Origin of the sequence: Candidatus Finniella inopinata, from assembly GCF_004210305.1 — a bacterium.
In the GTDB taxonomy this organism is placed as follows: domain Bacteria; phylum Pseudomonadota; class Alphaproteobacteria; order Paracaedibacterales; family CAIULA01; genus Finniella; species Finniella inopinata_A.
In genome coordinates this window covers 40,650-63,825 of record NZ_SCFB01000001.1, presented here as the reverse complement: position 1 = coordinate 63,825, position 23,176 = coordinate 40,650, and the positions used below count along the sequence as shown (strand labels likewise).

22 protein-coding genes are annotated in these 23,176 nt (G+C 43.9%); 12 read left to right on the top strand and 10 right to left on the bottom strand.

All coding sequences use genetic code 11. From position 1 onward, the window contains the following. Window positions 1-89: 89 nt before the first annotated feature. Entirely contained in the window at window positions 90-2,165 is a 2,076-nt protein-coding gene (locus tag EQU50_RS00335; protein ID WP_130153183.1) for a sodium-translocating pyrophosphatase, read from the bottom strand. 255 nt (window positions 2,166-2,420) lie between these two features. Between EQU50_RS00335 and EQU50_RS00330 the strand changes: the two genes are divergently transcribed. Next, on the top strand, window positions 2,421-3,344 hold the full coding sequence (locus tag EQU50_RS00330) for a class I SAM-dependent methyltransferase (protein ID WP_130153182.1): 924 nt from the start codon (window positions 2,421-2,423) through the stop codon (window positions 3,342-3,344). 23 nt (window positions 3,345-3,367) lie between these two features. Here the strand turns inward: EQU50_RS00330 and EQU50_RS00325 are convergent, their stop codons facing one another. From EQU50_RS00325 to EQU50_RS00310, 4 genes are all read right to left on the bottom strand, one after another. Further along, window positions 3,368-5,443: a ComEC/Rec2 family competence protein gene (locus EQU50_RS00325; RefSeq protein WP_130153181.1), complete on the bottom strand. Its 2,076-nt coding sequence runs from the start codon at window positions 5,441-5,443 to the stop codon at window positions 3,368-3,370. Continuing rightward, window positions 5,443-6,234 carry a prolipoprotein diacylglyceryl transferase gene (gene lgt / locus EQU50_RS00320; RefSeq protein WP_207216263.1) on the bottom strand — a complete coding sequence of 264 codons (792 nt, stop codon included), beginning with the start codon at window positions 6,232-6,234 and terminating at the stop codon, window positions 5,443-5,445. Before lgt ends, EQU50_RS00325 begins: the two co-directional genes overlap by 1 nt. A 92-nt stretch (window positions 6,235-6,326) precedes the next feature. Then, complete coding sequence (locus EQU50_RS00315; protein WP_165380268.1) at window positions 6,327-7,010, bottom strand: hypothetical protein; 684 nt, start codon at window positions 7,008-7,010, stop codon at window positions 6,327-6,329. 130 nt (window positions 7,011-7,140) lie between these two features. Next, window positions 7,141-7,860, bottom strand: coding sequence for a hypothetical protein (locus tag EQU50_RS00310; RefSeq protein ID WP_130153178.1), 720 nt, complete (start codon window positions 7,858-7,860; stop codon window positions 7,141-7,143). 61 nt (window positions 7,861-7,921) lie between these two features. Here EQU50_RS00310 and EQU50_RS00305 point away from each other — a divergent pair, with 61 nt between their 5' ends. Next, window positions 7,922-8,878, top strand: coding sequence for an L-threonylcarbamoyladenylate synthase (locus tag EQU50_RS00305; protein WP_130153177.1), 957 nt, complete (start codon window positions 7,922-7,924; stop codon window positions 8,876-8,878). 209 nt (window positions 8,879-9,087) lie between these two features. Here the strand turns inward: EQU50_RS00305 and EQU50_RS00300 are convergent, their stop codons facing one another. Together EQU50_RS00300 and ftsA are read right to left on the bottom strand one after the other, a co-directional pair. After that, window positions 9,088-11,538, bottom strand: a complete 2,451-nt coding sequence (locus tag EQU50_RS00300) for a hypothetical protein (protein WP_130153176.1) — start codon at window positions 11,536-11,538, stop codon at window positions 9,088-9,090. 259 nt (window positions 11,539-11,797) lie between these two features. Next, window positions 11,798-13,090, bottom strand: coding sequence for a cell division protein FtsA (gene ftsA, locus EQU50_RS00295; RefSeq protein WP_130153175.1), 1,293 nt, complete (start codon window positions 13,088-13,090; stop codon window positions 11,798-11,800). Between the two features lie 240 nt (window positions 13,091-13,330). Between ftsA and EQU50_RS00290 the strand changes: the two genes are divergently transcribed. The 4 genes from EQU50_RS00290 (at window position 13,331) to EQU50_RS00275 (ending at window position 15,906) form a co-directional block, all read left to right on the top strand. After that, window positions 13,331-14,137: a cell division ATP-binding protein FtsE gene (locus EQU50_RS00290; protein ID WP_242508794.1), complete on the top strand. Its 807-nt coding sequence runs from the start codon at window positions 13,331-13,333 to the stop codon at window positions 14,135-14,137. Beyond that, window positions 14,137-15,024 carry a cell division protein FtsX gene (locus EQU50_RS00285; protein ID WP_130153174.1) on the top strand — a complete coding sequence of 296 codons (888 nt, stop codon included), beginning with the start codon at window positions 14,137-14,139 and terminating at the stop codon, window positions 15,022-15,024. The genes EQU50_RS00290 and EQU50_RS00285 overlap by 1 nt, the downstream gene beginning before the upstream one ends. Then, entirely contained in the window at window positions 15,021-15,596 is a 576-nt protein-coding gene (locus tag EQU50_RS00280) for a YdcF family protein (protein ID WP_130153173.1), read from the top strand. Before EQU50_RS00285 ends, EQU50_RS00280 begins: the two co-directional genes overlap by 4 nt. Before the next feature lie 82 nt (window positions 15,597-15,678). After that, window positions 15,679-15,906 carry a type II toxin-antitoxin system prevent-host-death family antitoxin gene (locus tag EQU50_RS00275; protein WP_130153172.1) on the top strand — a complete coding sequence of 76 codons (228 nt, stop codon included), beginning with the start codon at window positions 15,679-15,681 and terminating at the stop codon, window positions 15,904-15,906. 6 nt (window positions 15,907-15,912) lie between these two features. Here EQU50_RS00275 and lpxC read toward each other — a convergent pair whose 3' ends face one another. Beyond that, window positions 15,913-16,836: a UDP-3-O-acyl-N-acetylglucosamine deacetylase gene (gene lpxC / locus EQU50_RS00270; RefSeq protein ID WP_165380267.1), complete on the bottom strand. Its 924-nt coding sequence runs from the start codon at window positions 16,834-16,836 to the stop codon at window positions 15,913-15,915. Between the two features lie 153 nt (window positions 16,837-16,989). On the opposite strand from lpxC, the gene tsaE reads away from it, so the two are divergent. From tsaE to EQU50_RS00255, 3 genes are read left to right on the top strand one after another with little or no spacing between them, the layout of a single operon-like run. After that, window positions 16,990-17,400: a tRNA (adenosine(37)-N6)-threonylcarbamoyltransferase complex ATPase subunit type 1 TsaE gene (tsaE, locus tag EQU50_RS00265; RefSeq protein ID WP_130153170.1), complete on the top strand. Its 411-nt coding sequence runs from the start codon at window positions 16,990-16,992 to the stop codon at window positions 17,398-17,400. Continuing rightward, window positions 17,388-18,392 (top strand): aminoglycoside phosphotransferase family protein, encoded by a 1,005-nt coding sequence (locus EQU50_RS00260; RefSeq protein WP_130153169.1) that lies wholly within the window; start codon window positions 17,388-17,390, stop codon window positions 18,390-18,392. Before tsaE ends, EQU50_RS00260 begins: the two co-directional genes overlap by 13 nt. Further along, window positions 18,389-19,126 carry a nucleotidyltransferase family protein gene (locus EQU50_RS00255; protein ID WP_130153168.1) on the top strand — a complete coding sequence of 246 codons (738 nt, stop codon included), beginning with the start codon at window positions 18,389-18,391 and terminating at the stop codon, window positions 19,124-19,126. The genes EQU50_RS00260 and EQU50_RS00255 overlap by 4 nt, the downstream gene beginning before the upstream one ends. A 96-nt stretch (window positions 19,127-19,222) precedes the next feature. Here EQU50_RS00255 and smpB read toward each other — a convergent pair whose 3' ends face one another. Continuing rightward, window positions 19,223-19,699 (bottom strand): SsrA-binding protein SmpB, encoded by a 477-nt coding sequence (gene smpB, locus EQU50_RS00250; RefSeq protein ID WP_130153167.1) that lies wholly within the window; start codon window positions 19,697-19,699, stop codon window positions 19,223-19,225. A 246-nt stretch (window positions 19,700-19,945) separates the two neighbouring features. On the opposite strand from smpB, the gene EQU50_RS00245 reads away from it, so the two are divergent. Next, the gene (locus EQU50_RS00245; RefSeq protein WP_130153166.1) at window positions 19,946-20,278 is read left to right on the top strand and encodes an FYDLN acid domain-containing protein; all 333 of its coding nucleotides are present in this window, start codon (window positions 19,946-19,948) and stop codon (window positions 20,276-20,278) included. Between the two features lie 13 nt (window positions 20,279-20,291). Here EQU50_RS00245 and EQU50_RS00240 read toward each other — a convergent pair whose 3' ends face one another. Beyond that, window positions 20,292-20,969, bottom strand: coding sequence for an ABC transporter ATP-binding protein (locus EQU50_RS00240; RefSeq protein ID WP_130153165.1), 678 nt, complete (start codon window positions 20,967-20,969; stop codon window positions 20,292-20,294). A gap of 151 nt (window positions 20,970-21,120) precedes the next feature. Here EQU50_RS00240 and groES point away from each other — a divergent pair, with 151 nt between their 5' ends. Both groES and groL read left to right on the top strand, forming a co-directional pair. After that, entirely contained in the window at window positions 21,121-21,420 is a 300-nt protein-coding gene (gene groES / locus EQU50_RS00235) for a co-chaperone GroES (protein ID WP_130153164.1), read from the top strand. Between the two features lie 44 nt (window positions 21,421-21,464). Beyond that, entirely contained in the window at window positions 21,465-23,105 is a 1,641-nt protein-coding gene (gene groL, locus EQU50_RS00230) for a chaperonin GroEL (RefSeq protein ID WP_130153163.1), read from the top strand. Window positions 23,106-23,176 lie beyond the last annotated feature (71 nt).

Below are 23,176 nucleotides of genomic sequence, written 5' to 3'. Positions count from 1 at the left end.
CCGGATTCTTTGAAGAGAAAGAAGCTTAGAGACACAAAAAAAACGCCGCAGAGAATAAATCTTTGCGGCGCTTATAACAGTATTGTTTTTTAATGAGCCAAAATTGCCAATAACAACAAGGCAACGATGTTGATGATTTTAATCATCGGGTTAATCGCTGGACCGGCTGTATCTTTATAAGGATCACCAACCGTATCACCGGTCACGGCAGCTTTATGAGCCTCCGACCCTTTACCACCGTGATGACCATCTTCGATATACTTTTTGGCGTTATCCCACGCACCACCACCAGATGTCATCGAAATGGCAACAAACAAGCCTGTTACGATAGTCCCCATCAACATCGCCCCTAAGGCTGAGAAAGCCTCTGCCTGGCCAGCAACGGCATGAATCGCGTAATACATAACGATAGGTGCCAACACGGGCAACATCGATGGGATGATCATTTCGCGAATGGCTGACTTGGTTAACATGTCAACGGCGGCACTGTAATCAGGCTTTGCTTCGCCAGACATAATACCCTTAATTTCACGGAATTGACGACGCACCTCAACAACCACGGCTGCCCCTGCCCGTCCCACTGCCTTCATACCCATTGCTGCGAACAAGAATGGTAACAATCCACCGATGAATAATCCGACCAGCACATAAGGATCTTGCAAGCTGAAATTTACCTGCAAGTTGGGAAAATAGTGTTTCAGATCTTCTGTGTAGGCCGCAAACAAAACCAGGGCTGCAAGGGCTGCTGATCCAATCGCATAGCCTTTTGTAACCGCCTTGGTTGTATTCCCAACGGCGTCCAAAGCATCCGTGACAGTCCGCACTGATTTAGGAAGATTGGCCATCTCAGCAATACCGCCAGCGTTGTCAGTCACGGGTCCATAGGCATCTAAGGCCACGATCATACCGGCCAAAGCCAACATCGTTGTCGCCGCAATGGATATACCAAACAATCCTGCATTGATATAGGCCACAAGAATCGCCCCGCAAATAACCAAAACGGGTAAGGCGGTTGCTTCCATCGAAACAGCCAATCCCTGGATAATGTTTGTGGCATGACCCGTCGTTGACGCCTCAGCAACACTTTTAACCGGACGATAAGCGGTAGAGGTATAGTATTCCGTAATCCACACCAACAAGCCGGTTACAACCAAACCTGTCAAACAGCACATCTCAAGATTGTACAGGCTAAATTCAGCACCACCTGCCGTTAGCGAAACTCCCTGAAACAAATATTCTGTTGTAACGTAGATCAACCCTGCCGAAAAGATACTGGCAGCACCCAACCCTTTATAAAGGGCCTTCATGATATTGTTGGAAGAATCCAATTTGACAAAGAAAGTTCCTAAGATTGAACCAATAATGCAAACAGCACTAATTGCTAAAGGATACATCATGAAAATGGACTGCAAGGATCCCTTAAAATATATGGCTGCCAATAACATAGAAGCAACAATAGTTACCGCATAGGTTTCAAATAAGTCAGCGGCCATACCAGCACAATCGCCCACGTTGTCGCCCACGTTGTCGGCAATCACGGCTGGGTTCCTGGGGTCATCTTCTGGGATCCCAGCTTCAATCTTACCGACCAAGTCAGCACCGACGTCAGCACCCTTGGTAAAAATACCACCACCCAAACGGGCAAAAATGGAAATCAGAGACGCACCAAAGCTAAGGGCGACCATCGCCTCTAGCAATTGGCGTTGTTCGATTTGCGCATTTAAAAGATAAAAATAATAGACGCTGACCCCTAGCAAACCAAGGCCTACAACCAACATGCCTGTGATGGCGCCTGATTGAAAGGCAATGTGCAAAGCATGAGCCAGACCTGTCCGGGCAGCCTCGGCCGTACGAACGTTCGCACGAACAGAAACATTCATACCAATATAACCAGCAGCCCCTGACAAAACGGCACCGATGATAAAGCCAAGCGATACAAGTGATGATAAAAAGTAAGCTAACAAACCAGCAATCAAAACACCGACGATGGCAATTGTACCGTACTGACGATTCAGATAAGCCTTAGCGCCCACTTGAATGGCCAGAGCAATTTCACGCATTTCAGGCGTGCCTGTTGGTGCGGCAAAAACCTGCCGACTGGCATAAACAGCATAAAGGATGGCAAAAACCGCACAGCCAACCACAAGATATGACATCATTTCCATAAAACTTTCCCTATATTCCTAAATTAAAGGTCTCTCAATTTTCCCTTTATAAGGTGTTTTTGACCCGAAATACAGAAAACTTTACAATCTTGTTGTAATTTGGTTGTGCGAGAGGAAAGAGAATTTGATGAGAGCGTGTAACAAATCATTGTTTTGACAATAAAATCTTGGCAGCAGAACCATTACAGTTGCTTGACAAAAATATTTTAGTGTAGTTTTGTTTTCAAATAATCAAAAGTTGGAAATTCTAAACTTATGAACATAAAAAATCACATTTTCTCCAGCTTTTTATTTTTATATTTATTGGCTAGTCACAACACCCTACAAGCCACACCGTGGGCAAAGGAACTGCATAAACTGTTCGACAATGCTACTGGTTTTGGAGTACCCGCCACCGACCCAGAATTAGATAAATATTCTAAAGATTTTCCAACCGATGCTCCTTTAAGCCATACGGGGAAAACCTTGTTAACCTATAATCGATTTGGCTTTGACGCTTTAGATCCTGCGACAATTAAAGAGAGCTGGATATGCACTGCAATTATTGAGTATGCCAAAAATGCCGGTTATCCCCTGGCCGACATTGGTGGGGGATATGGACGCTTGGTTAAAGTTTTGGTCAGTCAGGGTGCTACGATAATTTATAACGACCTTGATTTTCGACACCTTATGCATGGACTTCAACAAATATCAGCTAAAGATTATCACCGTTTGTATCTTAACAATAAACGATTCCCCAATCAGACGGACTTTCCCGATGCCTCTTTAAGCGGCGTTATTCTCCACAGGGTCATCCATTTTTTATCACCGGAAGAAATTGAAGCCGGCTTTAAAAAAATAGCCCGATGGTTAGTACCAGGCGGCAAACTATTTATTGTTGTTTTGCCACCTCATCATGGGGAATACCGTGAAAAAGTTTTACCAGCCTATGACAAGGCATGGGCAGAGGGCAATCCATGGCCAGGTGATAACTTATTAACCCATAAGATACTGCCAGAACAAGCCTATGGTTTGCCAAAAACGCTGCATGTTATGGACCAACGCCCTTTGACGCGGGCCTTAGAAAAATTTGGATTTGTTGTTGAAAAATTTGATTTTATTTCCATGAAAAAATTTTGCGCCTCGGCCCGATTAAGGGATGGGAAAGAACAATTCGGCCTTATTGCCCATAAAATTTAGGGTTTTGTCTCAAGTTTTAAATATTACCTAGCAATATACCATGGTCGCTTACCAAGCCGGCCCCTAAGGCACACAAAGGAAGGCCCTTTGGACGTTAGATAAATGAATTGCGTACTATTTTCTATAAGCGAACGACGGTCGATAATATGTTGCGAAGGGACAAATCGCTGGCACTGACGCCATATATAACCATTGCTAAGAATAAAAGCCTGATCATGGTTTCGACAAATCTGCTGAATATCTTTCAATCGTTGATGATAAGGGTCATTCATCAGCAGAATGTCAGGCGTTAAAAGGATGTTAGAGCCCGGCCATGGCTTTACTTCCAATCCACCCAATTCACGCGCCCATTGTTCAAAATAAAAAGCGCCCCGTTTTTCAGAGGATACATAAAGGGTTCTATTGAAACGGTACGCCATGACTGACCCATCACCGGCTAAATAGATATGGGGATGATGGTCAAAGAATAGAAAACCAATGGAAGCTATCAAGGGCACAAGGCCCAACCAACGCCACCGCTTTTGCCATAAACACAGCCATAATCCTCCAACTGTTGTCAGCATCAAAAAACCTGGATGGGGCGTTGCCACAGGAATGGCGGCACCAGGCAAGGCAGCAATCCATTCAGCACTTTGGCAAAGCCAGTGGATCCCAAGTCCCCACAACCAAAACAGAGTATCACTGCCGCCTACGCTCAACGATAACACTGATAAAACGCCAAGTGGCATGATCCATAAACTTGTTAAGGGAATGGCGACTAAATTGCCCAAAATAGCCTGCAAAGTGAACCGGTTGAAGGTGTAAACGACAAAGGGGGTCGTGGCCACGGTGGCAACAAGAGTAGTTAAAACGATACCGAAACCATACCCCAAAGGCCTACGAATCCAACGCTGAGTAGATTGGCGAACCATCCAATCTTTCAACGGTTGATATCCCCCTTCATAAACAGCCACCAACCCTGTAACGGCTGCAAATGAAAGTTGAAAGCTAACCGATACAATGCTTTTCGGATAAAGACTTAAAATAACTGTGGCCGCAATGGCCAATGATCGCATAGACAAAGGGTTTCGATCATACAAAATGCCAACCATGACAAGGGTGGTCATCATAAAGGCCCTTTGGGCTGGAAACCCATAACCAGAAATGGCTAAATAGAGACCTGTTGCAGCAATCGCTGCGACCGCGGCCCATTTCTTGATACCATAGTTTTCTGCCAAGTAAGGAACCAGGCCCAAACCCCGCCTGATTAAAAAGAAAAGAATACCGGCCACCAACGTGACATGCAGACCTGAAATGGCCAAAATATGGGCAATTCCGGCATCCGTGAAATGTTGACGAATGTCTTTGGGGATGCCTGATCGGTCACCGGTTATTAAGGCGGCGGCAATTTCACCAGTTGGTCCGGGTAAATGTTTTCTAAGGGCTTGAGTTAGCTTGTATCGGCCCTGGTAAAGTTTGGTTTTGGGTTTTTTAGAAAGGGTTTGGCAAGATTGAACGCGACCCACTGCCCCAATACCTGCGAAATATGCCTGACGCTGAAAATTGTATCCCTGCAGGCTGACAGGGGGCGACAAAGGCAAAAGGCTGACGCGACACCGAATCTGGTCACCCGGTTCCGCGTCCAATTTCAGGGCAGCCGTATTGAGACGTACTTTAGTAGGCAGAATTGTTGAAGGGACGCCAGACTCATACTGAACCTGGTCAATCGTGATCCGTCGTTTGTCTGGCTTTTTCAAGTCGGGGTGTTCGATATCAATCAAAGTACCTGTAATCTCCAGCGAACGGATAGCTTCCTTCAGCAAAGGAGTGCCCAAGAGTTCCGTTCTAACCTTAGCCACCGTAAACCCGACGATAAGGCTGACAAGGGCATAAACCCAGAACAGACCCGCAGTTTCTGTAAGTAATCTGTGATCTTTATAAAAGATGCGGACGCCGGCTATACAGGCTAGGACCAAGCCCGCACATAATAGAACCAGAGTTAAGGAAGGTTCAGTTAAAAGCTGGAAATAAAAAAGTATCCCCGCAGCCATCCCCACCGGCCACCATAAAAGCCAGCGCGTGTGGTCCTCTAAAAGAGCGGTGTTTAAAGATTTTATCACTAGTTTTTTTTTGCTTGCCGTCGAAGCCACCAAGCACCCAGGGCGATCAAGGGCAGCGACAAAACCTGACCTTGGGTAATGGCGCAGCCAGCCACCGCATAAATAATTTCAGGCTCACGCACATATTCAACCAAAAATCTGACGATGCCATAGCCCATAAAAAATAGCCCGGTGATGCGGCCCGGCTGGCTACGCAACCCAGGGATTTTCCAGGCTTGATGTAAGACTATCCACAACAGTGCCCCCTCACCAAATGCTTCGTAAAGTTGACTGGGATGGCGGGGCATGGCACCAGCGTTAGGGAAAACCACTCCCCAGGGTAAATCGGTGGTTATTCCATATAATTCGGCGTTGATGAAATTGGTGATACGGCCCAGCCCAAGTCCAATTGTGCAGGCAGAGGTTAAAATATCACCAAAGACGAACAAAGGGATTCTCAGGCGTCGGCAATAAATGAAGGCTGCTATAACAGCCCCCGCTAACCCGCCATGAAAGGACATCCCCCCCTTCCAGGTCATCAAGATTTCGACTGGGTGGCTTATGTAATGGCTCAGGTCATAAAATAGAATGTGGCCAAAGCGGCCTCCAACGACAATTCCAACGACAATCCACGTGACGAAGCCGTCAAGATATTGGGGTAAGATGGTCGGCACGTATCTTTTTGCCAGATAAAGCGCATATTTCCAACCCAGCACAATCCCTGCTGCATATGCCAGGCCATACCAATGAATTTTAAGTGGACCCATTTGTACTAAAACGGGGTCAAAATTTGGAAAGGGAAGAACAAGCATACGGCTCCGCACCATGAAGAGAAATTTGATTCACGAGTAGCTGCAATTTTAATTTGCAGATTATGTCTTTTTTCATGCACTTTTCGCAACAGTTATTCCCCTCTGATGACATCAAACAGCGTCAAGGTGCCATCGGGTTTTAAAATGGTAAGGGTATGCCCAATCCGCATTTTCTCTAATCGTGTTTTTAAGGCAGTTTGAAATCCCAACGCTGCGGTCAGGTGAAGGGGCGATAATGACGCCTTCAAGATACCGCAGGGTCTGTGGATTTGGGCATCAAGGCTACCGGTCTTTACGTTAAGGGAAGGTAAAGTGTAGTTGTATTGATCTTTGCCTTCTAAATTTTCAAGGTCAAAAGGGGCAATTGTTTTTTCTGTTTCTACGAAATGAACTTCATTATAAACAAGAGGCGAATTACCCCTCTGTATCCATTCTAAGTCGGAGCTTGTGAATATATCATCCAAAATACCAGCATCAGTCTTATGAAACTCGACCTCGCAAGCGCCCCCAATTTTTTCAAAGAAGTTTCCGGCAGATACTAATCTAAATTTTTTTCTAAAAATTTTTTTGATTTGTTCATGAGCATAAATCTCTTTGGCTCTTTTCTCAGGAAATCCTTGCTCTATTAGGCTTTTTGTTTCTACCTGGAAATGGTCTAAATCTACTTTTCCCTCGGAAAGACTTTTTAGCGAGTAAGTGTTTTGTTTCTCAACAACCTTCTCAGCATCACAGCTTGCATAAACATAAGCTTGACTAAGAATAAAACCATATATCAAACACAAAAAACTTTTCAAAAATTTCATTATTTACAACTGGTTAGGGAAAGAATATGGAATCAAGTCTAAAATTAAAAACCCTAACAAATCGTTAATTGATGGTTCACTTTTCATTTTTTCCAAATGGATCTTAAGCATTTTTGACAACTTTATACAAAGTCAACGTGCCATCAGATTTCAAAGTAGTCAGCATGTGATCTACATCCAATCTATCAATTCTGGGTTTTAAAGTACTATATAGCTCCAAAGTTGTTTTAAGCCCTGAAATAGACAAGGATGAAACCGTCAGATTCATTTTGCCACACGGTTTGGTTATTTCCGCCTTCCTGGAGTAAAGTAAGGAAAAGTAAGATGATGTATGCGAATATTTTTCCTGCAATCTTTTAAATTTAATGGGGTGAATCTCTTCGCCTTCTGTCACAAAACGTGTCTCATTAAAAACAAGCGGGGCATCTTTTTCTTTAAGGCATTCAATATCGGAAGATACAAAAAATTCATCTAAAAGCCCATTATTATCCTTATTCAACACTACCTCGCAGGTTGATCCAATCTGTTCTACAATTTTCCAGGCTGGCACCAATGGCGTTATAAGTTGTTTTTCAAAAAACAGAGCGACTTGATTTTGGGCATGAATTTCTTTGGCTCTTTTTTCAGGGAACCCCTGCGCCATTAATTTTTGCACTTCAGTTTTTTGGCGGTTTAAGTTAAGTTTTTCCTGATGAATCTGCTTTAATTGATAATGATCTGGTTTTTCAAAATCTTTGTCGGACATGCCTGTTGCATGAAGTTGGCTTTGATTGACGACAAAAGCAAACGAAAACAAAGTAAATTTTTTTAATTTATCATACATTGTTATTTTCCCCAAATAAAAAAATGAATGCTGATATACATATATTTTTAAATATTAATAAATGGTTAATATGCCCTCCAAAAAAAAAACCTCTATCAATCAAGCCTGCACACTTTTAGCACAAGGTGATCTGGTTGTGATGCCCACAGAAACAGTTTATGGATTGGCGGCTGATGCATTGAATGGGCACGCAGTGGCTAAGATTTATGAATTGAAAAAGCGCCCGCAGTTTAACCCATTAATTATTCATGTGTCAGATTATGTACAGGCCCAGCAATGGGCTTATTTCACCAAGGTTGCCGAAATACTGGCAACTTATTTTTGGCATACACAGCCCTCACCTTTGACCTTGGTTTTGAACAAAAAGCCAACAAATCTTAGCTCTTTGGTAACAGCTGGGTTAGAAACAGTGGCGATTCGGGTTCCCCATCATCCTGTGGCCTTAGATTTATTAAAGGCTTATGGAAAACCCCTAGCGGCCCCAAGTGCGAATCGGTCGCTTCATATCAGCCCAACAACAACAGAGGCTGTCCACCAAAGTTTAGGGCCTCGCACACCTTTTATCCTGGACGGCGGCCCCTGCCAAGTGGGCCTTGAATCAACCATTTTGGATTTATCCGGCGACGTGCCTGTTTTACTGCGCCCCGGCGGAACACCTGTTGAAATGTTAGAGGAAATTCTGGGACACGCGATCCACCAGGAAGTTGGCACAACCGCTATCAAGGCACCCGGCATGATGAAACGTCATTACGCCCCGCAACTGCCCCTTCGCATCAATTGTTTGCATGCTGAACCCGGCGAGGCCTTCTTGGGTTTTGGACACAACGATCAACCCGCCCACCTTAATTTAAGTAAAACGGGTGATTTAAAGGAAGCGGCAGCCAATTTATTCTCCATGTTAAACGAACTGGATAAACCAGGTTTGTTTAAGGGGATTGCCGTCATGCCCATCCCTTTGAAAGGTTTAGGGGCAGCCCTTAATGATCGCCTGCAACGGGCTGCCAGTTCGGAAAGTTAATTGTGACCCGATAATTCGTACGGATCAGCCTCTTCAAGAAATTGAATCAAAATGTGTAATTGGTGATCCCATCCCATAATTTCGTTATAAAATTCGAAAAACAAGATGAGATTTTCATTGTATTTGAAACCATTCCTTCCATCGGCAATTATCAATTGCGCATATTTGCCCCCATCAAGCCCCCTTCTTAAAAGCTCTCCATGGTTGGTCTATTTTATGGGTGGCAATAGATCTGCGTGATATGCGGCAAGGTTCTTTCTGCCTAAAATCTTGGAAACAATCGATGCACGTTCAGGTAAACGAAAATTTGCATTACCTACCCAGTTTCTAACGGTCTTGGCTACCGCTTCATGATATGGGGAAAGAGCATCTCTGTTTAAAATCAACTCAGCAAGAATTACGGAATTTCTGATAATAGAATAGTCACCTCTACCATCACCTAAATTAGACAGACAATTTTTAGCAGCTGCGGCTGCCTTTTCGTGATGTTCAATAAGAGCATCTCTCTTTAAAATGCTGGCAGCAAACCGTGTGCGAGCCTCGATAGCAATACGTGCATCATTCAGCAAACCTACAAGAACTAATGCTACCGTTCCGTGATGTACGGCAAGAGCATCTTCCTCCAAAATATAATAAGCAAGCCATCGGCGTGTATCGATATCAATACGTGCATCATTCAGCCAGCCTATTGCGATTGTCGCTACTTGTTCATCAAGATCATCTTGACTCAAAATATCCTGAGCAAGAAGTGCGCGCGTATTGATATCGATACTTGCATCATTCAGCAAACCTATAAGAGCTAATGCTACCGTTCCGTGATGTGCGGCAAGAGCATCCTCTTTCAAAATATAATGAGCAAGCCATCGGCGTGCATTGATACACATATCGGGCTTACTCAGCGTATTTATAGCCTCTTCTGGATATTGATCCACAATAGATTCAGCAATATCTGCGCGTGTAGATTCGTTTATGGCTGTATGATTTAGCATCCTTACAAGCGTGGGGTTTGAAACTCCGCTTAAAGGACCATCTACAATATACGCTTCAATCGTATTTCGAAGACTTTTCTCAATCTTTGTATTGCTCAACATATTCATCATTACGTCTACTGCGGGTTCCAAGGACGGGCCGCTAAGATCTATACTCAACATATACATGGCAATATCTCCACGCTTATTGATATCAATACGTGCATCACTCAACAATTTTATTGCTGCTACTGCAACCTCTATTTGCGTTTCTTCATAAACACCATTATAATTAACAAAAATTTTAAGAACAAGATTTGCGCAAGTATTTATATCAATATCTGCATTATCTAACCAACTGATCACCGTTTTCGCTACACTTGTACTATATTCACTGTCGTTTTCATCCCAACCGTTTGCATTCAAAATACCACTAGCCAGCTTTGCACGCTTTTGGATAGGTATATTATCGTTCGTCACCCAAGGCTCAACTGTGGATACCAGATCTTGTGTATTTTGATTATTACTAAAACCGGTCATTTTATCACTGTCAAATTCATTAAAAAAACGGATAGCAAGCTCTACACGACTATTTATATCAATATATTCACTGGCCAAAATATCACTAGCAATATCCTCGAAAGTCTTGATATGAATACTTTCATCACTCAGCCAACCTACTGCGATTGTCGTTACTGATTTATGATGTTCCTTAAGATTATCAGTAACCAAAATATTCCGAGCAAGCTTTGCGCGCGTATTGATTTTAATACGTGCATCATTCAGCCAACCTACTGCGATTGTCGCTGCTGGTGCATGATACAGATCAAGATTACTATTAGACAAAATCCTCCCAGCAAGCTCTGCGCGCTTAGTTTTATCAATAGTTGGATCATTCAGCCAACCTACTGCGATTGTCGCTATCGGCTCATAATGCGCACGAGGATACTTAACAGTAGCCAAAATATCCCCAGCAATAGCCACGCTCTTAGTTTTATCAATAGTTGGATCATTCAGCCAACCTACGATTCTCGCTATCAGCATATAATGCGCATCAACAAGATTATGATTAGACAAAAATTTCTGAGCAAGGCGTGTGCGTATCTCGATACCAATAGTTGGATCATTCACCAAGCCTACTGCGCCTTCTGTCGCTGCGCCTGCGTGATCCATTGCCACGAACATATTGTAAGCACGAACGACGCGTGCATCTGAATCAAGATTTGCATCCATCAATACATTACGTACCGATTCTATTTCTGTCGTTCTTTGTTGTTGTGCGGGTAGAGGTGGTAAAAAACCAGATAAGTCTTGATTAGCATCACTTGTAGGCCCTGCAGACGAGGAAGAGCTTGAGCTTGAGCTTGAGCTTGAGCTTTGGTTTGTGTCGCAACGCTTCTTAGCTTCAGTTTCAAGACCATCTTGCTCATTCTCAGAATCATCACGGTCTCTCTTCCGCGATACTGAAATTGCGGGATTTCTTGGCTTTTCAGCTGATTCTATAGGTCCTTTATCAGAGGAAGGAGGTAAGCTTTCCAATTTCATTGTTGCAGGAGTACGGAGAGATGAACCACTGGTTGCATCATACAGCTCCTCTCCAGCGCCACTACCTTTGGCTTGGGGGGCTAAGAAAGTTAGACCGATTAGCATTAATAATGCCTGCTCTTGCGCCTTATTCATTTTCTTCATCATGATCTTGGTATCCCTTATTGTATACGTCGAAATTTTAATACTTACGCGGTGGCGCAGAGTATTTCATGGCGAACATAATTCATTGGGATCACCCTTGCAAGTTAATATATCGTCGGTATATTTTTTTAATTGCAGTTTATTGTCTTTACCCCCCTCTTGTTTTTTGCTTGATTGCTGTGAATAAGTTCAGACAGATGTGAGACACTTGGGCGGCGAAGCGCGCTAATTATGCTAAATCTTGTATTTTTTTTGTAACAGTCTAAAAATTCTCTTTAAACCACAGCCCTAATCTTTGCGCAATTTGCCATTTTGCGGGCGCCAGCGGGCCCACTTGATCACCGTTATAATCTTGCAAGGCATAAAACAAAAGCCCCGCACAGGTTGAAAACGCGGGGTTGTTGATCATATCAACCGTCCCTGTCAGGCCCATAGGCAACCCAAGGCGCACTTGCTTTGTCAGCAGCTGACCGGTGACTTCCCTCAACCCCTGAAGCTGGCTTGCTCCGCCTGTAATAACCAAGCGCTGGTACACCAACGGGTCAACTTCAGAAGTCTTCATTTTTTGCGAAACCAAATCCAAAATCTCTTCAACGCGAGATCTGATTATATGAATCAGCATTCCTTTTGAAACGTGCTGCTGGTAACTGTTATCCGTTTCCCCCATAGACTGAATGAAGATGTTTTCACGATCATCGGAGCTGGATGGCATCAGCGTGCCATACAATGTCTTCAGACGCTCTGCCTGAGCTAAAGGTGTTCCAAGTCCTCTGGCAATATCTGCGGTGATACTGCCGCCGCCCAAAGGAATCGAATTGATTCGAACCAACGTACCATTGATGAAAGAGGCGATCGTAGTTTGCGACCCACCCATGTCAATCACCGTAACGCCCAGTTCCAATTCATCCTCAACCAACGTCGCCAAGCCAGAGGCGTACGCCGATGAAACATACCCAGCAATATCCAAATGACAACGACCGATGCAACCGCTTAGGTTTCGAATCAAGCTTAAAGGGGCGCTGACAACGTGCAGCGTCGCGGATAGGGTTTCCCCGACCATCCCTTTGGGGTCACGAATCCCTGTGATAGAGTCAAGGGTATATGATAAGGGTAAAATATGAATAATATGGCGGTTGTTTTTGACAATGCCTTCATAATTTAAGTTCAGCAAACGCCGTAAATGGCTTTCATCAACAGGGTTGCCAGAAAGGGAAATCTCTGTCCTTAAAATATGCGATTGGGTAAAGGAGGCCGGCAGGCTGACATAGACACTGTTAATATTCTGCCTTGCAGCCTGTTCGGCATTTTGAACAGCGCTTAGGATCGAATCTTCCAAAGATTCCAAATCTATAATGGCGCCTGATTTTAACCCTTTGGAGAGTTGATAGCCGACACCCACAACCCGAAGGGATCGACCCTCCATGGGCACGTCATCAGGCGACGGCCTTGCGCCATCAAGCTTTGCAATCGCACAGCAGACTTTGCTCGATCCTATATCAAGGGCCGCAAACAATTCTTTGCGTTGTATCGGTAATTTTTTAGTAAAAAAGCTCATAGCGGAAGACTACAATACTTTTGCGATAAATTACAGTTTTTCAAACAATTTTACCGCGAATGGCATCTAGCCTTTGGTTTGATGCGTTGATTTATCATTCTTCCTTTTGGTATTATCCACCCGTTTTTTGTTGAGTTTTTGAATTATTCGCCTGTTCGCCGGCAGTTTTAAGGAGCAACCCTGCACAACTAATGGACCTTAAACGGGCAACTAGCTTGTTATATAAATCGATCCTATCACGTGTTAGTGACACAAGAAAAACCCATCGTTGATTTCAAGGTCCAAAAACGATACTATCCAAAAAAACTTCAAGAAGAGCAGCCCTTGCCTTACCAACGGCGTCCTAATGTTGAAATTATTAAGTTTGAAGGGGTTGGATTACAATATTCAACAGGCCAAGCTGTCTTCTATGAATTAAACTATTCGTTGTTCGCCGGAACCTTTTACTTTTTAACGGGCCCCAGTGGCGCTGGTAAAACCTCATTACTGAAATTGATATACCGTGGATTTAAAGCCTCAGGCGGAAGAGTCAGCGTTTTCGGCCGTGATGTGAATAGTTTATCAGCTGCTGAACTGCCCAGCTTTCGTCAACGAATGGGATTGGTCTTTCAAGATTGTCGACTGATTGATCATTTGTCAGTAATAGATAACGTCGCGTTAGCTTTAAAAATAACAGGCACTGACACCCGTCGGGCTTACACATATGCGGCTGAGTTGCTTCATTGGGTAGGTCTAGGCGATCATCTTCATAACTTATCTTTTCAGTTGTCTGATGGTCAAAAACAAAGGGTCGCTATTGCCCGGGCGGTAATTACCCGCCCGTTGTTATTGCTGGCTGATGAACCAACAGGCAACTTGGATGCCCACAGCGCCCATCGCTTGATGTCGTTGTTTGAGGAACTTAATAAAATGGGCACAAGCATTGTTTTGGCCACCCACAACCAAGCATTGGTCAGTGCGTTTCCCTATATCGAACTGCAGCTGCATCAGGGGCGCATTCAGGCCAAACCCCCCGTTCAAAATCGCCGGCCTAGCGACTACTACTGATGTTGAAAACTCGAAACACTTCCCTGCACCAATTTCCCCTTAACCAAGATGGTGGGCAAACCTATCTGTCTTGGGCGGTTGGATTCCTTAGCATTATCATCGTTTTTATGGTGATGGGTTTTCTGTCGGTTTATGATCCGGACACAGGATCGAATCCGACCTTTACGGTGGAGATACCTTTAATCGAGAAAGATCCAGAACAATCGGCTGTTTTATTGGAAAAGGTGTCGACCTTTTTAAAAACCATCCCTTCCTTGCAAAAAATAGAGGTGGTGGAACGATCAGAATTGATAAATTTATTAGGTCCGTTAGCAAACGACTTGAACACGGTTGAGGATTTACCCTTACCCATTTTAATTGATGTCACTCTGGACAGTAAGGTTCCTGTAAAGATAAAAGGATTAACCCAACAACTCCGCCAGATAGCAGCCGGAATTCATGTGGAACCCTATGCCAAATGGCATTCGATGGTCCAAATTCATAACCGCACCCTTCAAACGTTGGTCTTAGGGGGCATTATTCTTATTTTGATGATTATGATGGCACTGGTCAGTTTAGTGACCAGAACATCGCTTACAGCCTATCGTTCAATTGTCGATATTTTGCGATTGATGGGGGCTAGAAATACCTTCATTGCACGGCAATTTCAAAACAAAACTTTTCTTAGTTGTTTGAAAGGAAGTTTTATTGGCCTGGTTATTAGTTTGGTTGTTTTGTACTGCCTGAGTATGTTGCCACCTTTATTGAGCTCACCCCTTCTGTTTGAGCCCTTAATCACATTCTATCAATTGCCTTTCTTTTTGTTGTTGCCCCTTGTGACAGCAATTGTCAGTGCTTTTGTATCCTATCTAACGGTCCTTCGCCTTTTGCACCATTTGGAACAATGACCTTTAAGAGTTGGCATTTTTGGGGTGTTGGATTCCTGATCCTTTGGTTGGGTGGATTTTTAGTCTTCGTTTACAATATTCCACGAACGGTATCAGACACCACCACCACGACAGACGGAATCGTGGTTTTGACGGGGCGAAAGGGACGCGTACAGTTGGGCTTTCAATTGGTACAGCAGGGTTTGGGTAGGAAACTGTTAATATCAGGGGTCCACCCTGCTGTTAAAATGTCCGCCCTTTTAAACCATCAACATGTCGAAGCTTTGGATTCAACTGCTGGAACGTCTGCCGAATTGGGATACCAGGCTAAGAATACATTGGGGAATGCAAAAGAAGCCGCCCTTTGGGTTGAGCAAAATCACATTCAATCATTGCGATTGGTGACGACGAATTACCATATGATAAGAAGTTTGCTGCATTTTCGATATTATTTGCCAGCATCCCTTATCATCCTTCCCCACCCCATCATGGAAAAGAAGGCGGGCAATACAGAAACAGTTATTCTTTTAATCGGCGAATATCATAAATTTTTGCGCGACTATGTGAAGTTAAAGTGGTTTTTAAGGAAATAAGTCGGCTTATTAAACACTTGAAATCTACTAACAATTGATTAGATTGGTCTAATTAGTAAAACTGGCCCTATTGGGGGATAAAATGCAATCTTGGCCATTAAAAGAGGCAAAGGCAAAGTTTAGTGAAGTTGTCCGCAAAGCAACAGTTGAAGGTCCTCAGGAAGTCACCATAAGGGGGCAACAACAGGTTGTTGTTCTTTCAAAGAAAGCTTACGAAGAATTATTAAATCCAAAGGCATCTTTCTTGGAATTTATTTCTAGCTCACCTCTTAAAGGGGTGGAGCTTGATTTGAGGCGTAGTAGCTCTTAAAAAATCCTAACACCACGCATCGGGCGTATTGAATAAAGCTCGAAGCAATTGGTTATTCAGGGCATGACCCGAATTGACGCCTCGGAAGTGTCCTTGAATGCGAACACCGGCCAGAGCCAAATCCCCAACCGCATCCAAAATCTTGTGACGAACCAGTTCATCGGATGATCGCAGTCCTTCTGGATTCATGACCGTATTTTCATCTTGAATGACGACTGTATTTTCAAGGGAAGCCCCCTTGGCTAAACCCATCGCCAATAGTTTTTGCGCATCATCATAAAATCCAAACGTGCGCGCATCAGCCAGCAAATCATTGAAGTCATCATGATCCCAATCAAAGGTCATCTCTTTCTTGGCAGCTAATTTCTTCAATCGACCATGGCCATCAAATGTCATTGTGACAAGGCGATCCTCACAGGGTACAAACTCTGCGTAAGACTGGCCAACAGTCACACGAACAGGCTTTAGAATTTTTATGCCACGGACAACGGTGTTTTGTGGTTGTATACCCGCCTTTTCAATAAGTTGGCTGAACACAGCAGAGCTGCCATCCATAATGGGAACTTCAGGGCCGTTGACCTCAATGATAGCATTGGTAATATGGGCCCCTGCAAGGGCGGCCAACACATGCTCGACCGTGCTGATGCTAAAACCTTCTGCATTCGCCAACTTTGTACATAATTGTGTATCTACAACGTGATCATAACGTCCCGCAATCTTGCTATTTGAGGTAACATCGGTTCTAACAAAAATATACCCACTGTCCACTTTTCCTGGCCGCAAGGTTAAACTCACCGGTTGGCCAGAGTGAACCCCTACCCCACTGCAGCTAACGGTCCCCCCCAAAGTAGATTGAAGCGTCTGTGCCATTTCAGAATGACAAACTGTTGGATGGTAAGACGTTTCTTGATAAAATTGTGGAGAAGGCATGGACATAATGCATTTATCACTTATTTGAGGCAGCTAACATTTCTAGAACCATAATCGCCTGATTATCCTGGTCTAACAATATCTGGTATGTTACAAACTATGACAAATTCTTAACAAAAACTTAACAAAGATAGTATTCAAACGCCTGAGCTTATGAAAAATCTTACACAACCCCAACTAGAAGAACAGGCACATTTTCTGGCAACAGCTGTGGCTGCCCCTTGTGTTATTGCGCTGTGGGGAGATATGGGAGCAGGAAAATCAACCTTTGCCAGGGCCTTCATACAAAGCCTTTTACCGACTACGGATGTACCTAGTCCAACCTTCACTCTGATACAGACCTATGACACGCCAAAGGGGGAAATTTGGCACTGTGACCTGTATCGTCTAAAGGGACCAGAGGACGCAGAAGAACTGGGATTACTGGAAGCCTTCAACCAACATATTTGTCTGATTGAATGGCCAGAACGTTTAGGTGATTTTTTACCCGACTTCCGATACAATATTTACATTAAAGTTTCAGACATAGATCAACGGAGTTGTAAAATAGAGTGTCCATTATAAGTCCATCTCGAACAGCACTTCGTCACCAGTTTCTAAGAAATAATGACTATCAGCCAGAACAACTTGAATTTTTGGCTAACGATATGTCGCTGCGTCAATACTTTCGGCTACCTCAATCCCAACGTATTTTGATGGATGCCCCCTCCCCTGAAAATCCAGCCCAATTCATTGCTATTGCCCATCATTTGAAAGAACTAGGTCTTCGAACCCCAGGGATCCTGGGTCATCATATAGAAGAAGGATTCGTTCTGTTAGAGGATTTTGGCGATCAGACATTCTCCAAAATTTTAGAAGACTCCCCCCAACGGGAAGCAAGTCTTTATAAAGAAGCTGTAAGAGTTTTAAAATATCTGCACCAAAACGGTTTGGAAAAACCCGCATTCATCGCTGATTACTGCCTTGAGAAATTATTGACTGAAGTTCAAGTTTTTATGGATTGGTATTGGCCAGCGGTTGAAACCCAAACCACTTATGAAATAGCAAAGCAGGATTTTCTGGGCGCTTGGCGCACCGTTTTTTCGAACCTTCCTGATCTACCGCACCGGTTGGTTTTACGCGACTATCATGTCGATAACTTGATGTGGTTGCCAGCCGCAAATGCCCCGTTGCAACAATGCGGCCTTTTGGATTTCCAAGATGCTGTATGGGGCCCTGTTGTTTACGATTTTATTTCTTTAGTGGAAGACGCCCGCCGTGATGTAAGCCTTAATCTGCAAAAAAGTTTATGGGAAATCTTTTTAGAAGAGGTTCCCTCAGCCCAGCAGTCTGATTACCGTACCGCAGCCGCTATTTTGGGGGCCGGTCGCCACGTCAAAGTTATTGGGGTTTTTACCCGTTATGCTTTAAGGCAGGGCAAGCCAAAGTATTTGTGCCATTTACCACGTTTATGGAACTATTTAAAAGATTCCCTTCAAAAACCATCTTTAAAACCTGTTCATGATTGGTTTGAAGCCTATCTTCCCTTACATAATCAAGGTATTCCAAGCGTATGACAAAAAGTATCAAACAAGCCATGATCCTAGCCGCTGGCTTTGGTAAGCGCCTTCGCCCTTTAACAGATGTCACGCCCAAGCCCTTGATTTCCATTGGATCAACAACATGTTTGGATGAAACGATCAATCGTTTACACGCGGTTGGGGTAGAAAAAATTGTCGTGAATACCCATCATTTAGCTAAAGAAATTCACCAGCATTTGGCAGAACAGCCTAAAATTTTGTTTTCCTATGAGCCTGTAATTTCAGAAACAGGTGGCGGCATAGCCAAAGCCTTAAAGCATTTTGGTGACCAGCCTTTTGTCTGCATTAATGGGGATATATGGTGGCAAGATTCGCCAACAGAACCTCTTTTAACGAAAATGGCAGATGCATGGGACCCTGACACGATGGATGTTTTGTTAGCAGTGGTGCCCAAACATCAAACAATTGGTTACTATGGACGCGGGGATTATAATAAAGATGACCGTAGTAATTTGCATTTAGCAGAACCAGAGAATCCTGGTGATTATGTCTACACAGGTATTCAAATTTTATCGGCTGAGGTTTTTCAAAAATCTCGGGTGTGGCCACACCAAACCATTTTCCCTGTGACGAAAATATTTGCCGAAGCAGAACATCGCAAAAGATTACATGGATTGACGCATGAGAATTTATGGGCTGACATCGGAAGCCCGCAAGGGTTAGAGGAAACAAGGCAAAAATTCGGGGGAGAAAAAGAACCGGCTATTTAAAGAACCACAAAATTCCCTTCACCGCATAGGCTAGAACAGCGACCGTTCCAATACCACCCAGACTTAGAGTAACAAACCATCCCCAGCTACCTATTTTTAGTCTCCCTTTAAGATTCTGGCTTTATCCCTTTGCCAATCGCGCTCTTTAATGGTTTCCCGCTTATCCACAGTTTTCTTGCCCTTGGCCAGGCCAATTTCCACCTTGATGCGTCCTTTGGCATTAAAATAAACCTGCATAGGGACAAGGGTCATGCCCTTGCGACGAATGGCGCCCAAGAATTTATTAATTTGGCGTTTGTGCAGCAACAACTTACGCGGACGCTTCGGTTCATGGTTAAAACGATTAGCCTCTAGATATTCAGGTATATTGGCATTAAAAAGGAAAATGCCACCCCCTGTTTCACCCAACATCTCGCCAGCAAAAGACTCGTTAATGCTGGATTTTCCAGCGCGCAAAGACTTCACTTCACTGCCGGTCAACATAATACCCGCCTCAATCGTTTCTGCAATGGCATAATCGAACCGTGCCCGACGATTCTGCGCCACAACTTTATATGCTGGTGCCTGTGCCATTGTTAAATCTTACCTTAATACATTCATTACGAGTATGAATTATGACTCAAATCCCATAACTTGTCTTTAATTAATCGCCAAAGAACAAACCGCATATCCAATTTTAGAGTGTATTAAGGATCGAGCTTGCACAAGATGATTCCACGCCTCAAGAGAGTATATTCAACAAACTTGTCATTTACGCTGATATCAGCTAAGTACATACAATGCAGTAAACATTGAGCTTTATAAAGGAAGGGTACCAACGTGATTAAGCCAGAATGGGGAATTAAAAGAAGCTGTCAAGGGTGCGGGGGTCGTTTCTATGATTTATTGAAAAGCCCAATCCTGTGCCCGAAATGTGGCACAACCTTTGAATTGCAAACCTCAGGCCGGGGCCGGCGCGGTCGAGCTGCAGTTGATGTAGCCAAAGCCGTTGGGTTAGAAGACAGTCTGTTGGTTGGTGATATCGATTTGGTCGATGATCTGGATACTGATCTGGCGGATGACAGCAGCTTAATGGAAGACACGTCGGAGTTAGGTGAAGATTTGGATGATATCCCAGACGTGCTGGATCATGCAGGCAGCGACGACCACTAGGTCGTACCTGCCTTCATGCCAACAGAACGCCATCTTTCAAATAAACAATCCGGTCCATACGAGCCGCTAACTCCATATTATGGGTTGCGATTAAAGCGGATAGATTGGCGTTGGAGACCAGATTAAGCATCTCAGAAAATACTTTTTCTCCTGTTGCATTATCAAGGTTTCCTGTTGGCTCATCTGCCAATAAAACTTTTGGACTGTTGGATACGGCTCGGGCAATGGCCACCCGTTGCTGCTCACCTCCTGATAATTGATTTGGTCTGTGGTGCAAACGATGTTCCAAACCCATATTTTTCAGCAACAGTTCAGCTTGTGCCCGTGCCTTTGGTTTTGTTTCCCCATTAATAAGCTGAGGGAACATCACGTTCTCTAAGGCTGAAAATTCAGGCAAAAGGTGGTGAAATTGATAGACGAACCCCAGATATTGCCGGCGTAAAATTGTTCGCTGGAAATCGTCAAGGCTTTCACAAGACTGTCCGTCAATTTTCAAAATTCCAGAGGTTGGCGCCTCTAATAACCCACAAATCTGTAGCAAGGTCGTCTTTCCAGCGCCGCTGGGGCCAACCAAAGCCACACTTTCGCCTTTTTTAAGCTGCAGGTTAATGTTTTTTAAAACTTCCAGAGTCTGACCACCTTGAACGAAATGGCGCTTCACCTGGTGCAGTTGTAACGAGTATTTAATCATAAAAAAAATCTAAACAATAATTCTGACATACCGTAACTCAATTTACTAAGTATGGGAAAAAAAACTTGACAGCGAGAAGGCGCCCGCCTTAAATTAGCACTCGAAAGCAGAGAGTGCTGATTTTAACCCAGATTATTTAACGGAGGATAACATGAACTTTAGACCATTGCATGACCGCGTACTTGTCAAGCGGGTAGAGTTGGAAGAAAAAACCACTGGCGGTATTATTATCCCTGATACTGCCAAAGAAAAGCCCATGGAAGGCGAGATTGTAGCAGTCGGAAGCGGAACACGCAACGAGTCAGGCAACCTGGTTCCTTTGGACGTGAAAGCTGGCGATCGCATCTTGTTTGGCAAGTGGTCGGGCACCGAAATTAAAGTTGGCGGTCAAGATTATTTAGTTATGAAAGAATCTGACATCATGGGAATTATTACCCACAAAGTAGCCTAAATCGAAATTACGTTAGTTAAATTTTATAAAGGAAGGAATTAGTTATGGCCGCAAAAGAAGTTCGCTTTTCAGCAGATGCCCGCGAAAGAATGTTACGCGGCGTCGATATTTTGGCTGATGCCGTTAAGGTGACGCTTGGACCGAAAGGACGCAATGTCGTTATTAGTAAATCGTTCGGTGCGCCTCGTATTACAAAAGACGGCGTTTCCGTTGCTAAAGAAATCGAGTTAAGTGATCCATTTGAAAACATGGGCGCACAGATGGTGCGTGAAGTTGCCACCAAGACATCAGACTTGGCCGGTGATGGCACCACAACGGCAACTGTTTTGGCCCAAGCGATTGTTCGCGAAGGCATCAAGGCTGTTGCGGCTGGTATGAACCCGATGGATTTAAAACGGGGTATTGATCTGGCTGTTGAAGCTATTATCACTGACCTTAAAAGCCGATCCAAGAAAGTTTCAACGCGCGCTGAAATTGCACAAGTAGGAACCATTTCTGCCAATGGCGAAAAAGAAATTGGTGAAATGTTAGCCACAGCCGTTGAAAAAGTTGGTAAAGAAGGCGTTATTACTATTGAAGAAGCTAAATCCTTGCAGACAGAACTTGACGTTGTTGAAGGTATGCAATTCGACAGAGGATACATCTCACCTTATTTTGTTACCAATTCAGAGAAAATGGTTTGCGAATTAGAGAATCCTTATATCTTGATTCACGAAAAGAAATTGTCTGGATTACAAGCGATGCTTCCTGTCCTAGAAGCCGTTGTTCAATCGGGTCGTCCGCTTTTGATTATTGCTGAAGATGTTGAAGGTGAAGCCTTGGCAACCTTGGTTGTTAACAAACTGCGTGGTGGTTTGAAAGTGGCTGCGGTGAAGGCTCCTGGATTTGGTGATCGTCGCAAAGCAATTTTAGAGGACATCGCTATTCTAACAGGCAGCCAGGTTGTATCAGAGGACGTAGGCCTTAAGTTAGAGAATGTAACTATTCAGATGCTGGGAACAGCCAAGAAGGTTTCCATCTCTAAGGATGATACTATTGTTGTTGATGGCGCTGGCCAAAAGAGTGAAATTGCAGCACGTTGCAATCAAATTCGCGCACAGGCGGAAGAGTCAAGTTCTGATTATGATCGTGAAAAACTGCAAGAACGCCTAGCAAAACTAAGCGGCGGTGTAGCAGTCATTCGTGTAGGTGGTGCGACAGAAGTTGAGGTTAAAGAACGCAAAGACCGCGTTGAAGATGCAATGCATGCAACACGAGCAGCCATTGAAGAGGGTATTGTCCCAGGTGGTGGTGTAGCGTTGGTTCGCAGCCTGAAAGTTTTAGATGGCCTAAAAACATCCAATAGCGATCAAGATGTTGGCATTCGGATTATCCGACATGCTTTAACGTCTCCCATTCGTCAAATTGCGATTAATGCGGGCGCTGATGGATCGATTGTTATTGGTAAAGTTTTGGATAACAGCGATTATAACTTTGGGTATGATGCGCAACAAGACATCTACGGTGACATGGTTAAATTGGGTATTATTGATCCAACCAAAGTCGTCAGAACTGCCTTGCAAGATGCAGCGTCTATTGCCAGTCTGTTAATCACAACGGAAGCCATGGTTGCTGAGAAGCCTGAACCAAAATCGTCAGCGATGCCTAACCCTGGCATGGGTGGCGGCATGGGAATGGATTATTAAAAATCTGTTCTTATAATAATAATAAAAGAAAGGCGAGCATACCTCGCCTTTTTTCGTTTGCAATTAATAAT

Bases quoted from the DNA above. Each gene is read 5' to 3' on its own strand.
- EQU50_RS00335 (WP_130153183.1), bottom strand. From the start codon at position 2,165: ATGGAAATGATGTCATATCTTGTGGTTGGCTGTGCGGTTTTTGCCATC.
- EQU50_RS00330 (WP_130153182.1), top strand. From the start codon at position 2,421: ATGAACATAAAAAATCACATTTTCTCCAGCTTTTTATTTTTATATTTA.
- lgt (WP_207216263.1), bottom strand. From the start codon at position 6,234: ATGCTTGTTCTTCCCTTTCCAAATTTTGACCCCGTTTTAGTACAAATG.
- EQU50_RS00310 (WP_130153178.1), bottom strand. From the start codon at position 7,860: ATGTATGATAAATTAAAAAAATTTACTTTGTTTTCGTTTGCTTTTGTC.
- EQU50_RS00305 (WP_130153177.1), top strand. From the start codon at position 7,922: ATGGTTAATATGCCCTCCAAAAAAAAAACCTCTATCAATCAAGCCTGC.
- EQU50_RS00300 (WP_130153176.1), bottom strand. From the start codon at position 11,538: ATGATGAAGAAAATGAATAAGGCGCAAGAGCAGGCATTATTAATGCTA.
- ftsA (WP_130153175.1), bottom strand. From the start codon at position 13,090: ATGAGCTTTTTTACTAAAAAATTACCGATACAACGCAAAGAATTGTTT.
- EQU50_RS00285 (WP_130153174.1), top strand. From the start codon at position 14,137: ATGTTGAAAACTCGAAACACTTCCCTGCACCAATTTCCCCTTAACCAA.
- EQU50_RS00280 (WP_130153173.1), top strand. From the start codon at position 15,021: ATGACCTTTAAGAGTTGGCATTTTTGGGGTGTTGGATTCCTGATCCTT.
- EQU50_RS00275 (WP_130153172.1), top strand. From the start codon at position 15,679: ATGCAATCTTGGCCATTAAAAGAGGCAAAGGCAAAGTTTAGTGAAGTT.
- lpxC (WP_165380267.1), bottom strand. From the start codon at position 16,836: ATGCCTTCTCCACAATTTTATCAAGAAACGTCTTACCATCCAACAGTT.
- tsaE (WP_130153170.1), top strand. From the start codon at position 16,990: ATGAAAAATCTTACACAACCCCAACTAGAAGAACAGGCACATTTTCTG.
- EQU50_RS00255 (WP_130153168.1), top strand. From the start codon at position 18,389: ATGACAAAAAGTATCAAACAAGCCATGATCCTAGCCGCTGGCTTTGGT.
- smpB (WP_130153167.1), bottom strand. From the start codon at position 19,699: ATGGCACAGGCACCAGCATATAAAGTTGTGGCGCAGAATCGTCGGGCA.
- EQU50_RS00240 (WP_130153165.1), bottom strand. From the start codon at position 20,969: ATGATTAAATACTCGTTACAACTGCACCAGGTGAAGCGCCATTTCGTT.
- groES (WP_130153164.1), top strand. From the start codon at position 21,121: ATGAACTTTAGACCATTGCATGACCGCGTACTTGTCAAGCGGGTAGAG.
- groL (WP_130153163.1), top strand. From the start codon at position 21,465: ATGGCCGCAAAAGAAGTTCGCTTTTCAGCAGATGCCCGCGAAAGAATG.